At 69.4% G+C, this 356-nt stretch carries 1 protein-coding gene; it reads right to left on the bottom strand.

Annotated features, from left to right (window positions below; all coding sequences use genetic code 11):
- On the bottom strand, positions 1–356 hold a 356-nt coding region (locus tag CVH10_RS18425; RefSeq protein WP_219924805.1), incomplete at both ends, for a hypothetical protein.

Here is a 356-nt window from a genome sequence, read left to right as displayed (position 1 = left end):
CGCAGCGTCAGATAGTCGGGGGATGCCAGCGTCAGCATGATCGCGATGCCGACGCGGTTGATCGCGGCGTTGGTGGCAGTGGTGGCGACGCTGTCGACCGCGGCGCGGATCGACGCGACCGTCGCGCTGGACCGCTGGCCCGCGGCGAGCAGCACGTTCACCTCGTCCACCAGCGCGGCGCTGTCGCCCGCCTTGGTCAGGATCGCGGTGTAATCGGCCTTCACGTCGCCGATGCCGTTGGCGACCAGCGAATACATGAAGTGGACGTAGCCGACGACGCTCTGTTCGTTGGTGATCTGGAACTCCGGCGCCACCAGCCCGGCGCTGGCCAGCGCGGGGGCGGGCGGGATGTAGCC

It is taken from the genome of Halomonas sp. ND22Bw (genome assembly GCF_003011945.1).
GTDB lineage: Bacteria > Pseudomonadota > Gammaproteobacteria > Pseudomonadales > Halomonadaceae > Halomonas > Halomonas halophila.
This window is presented reverse-complemented; position numbering and strand designations above follow the sequence as displayed.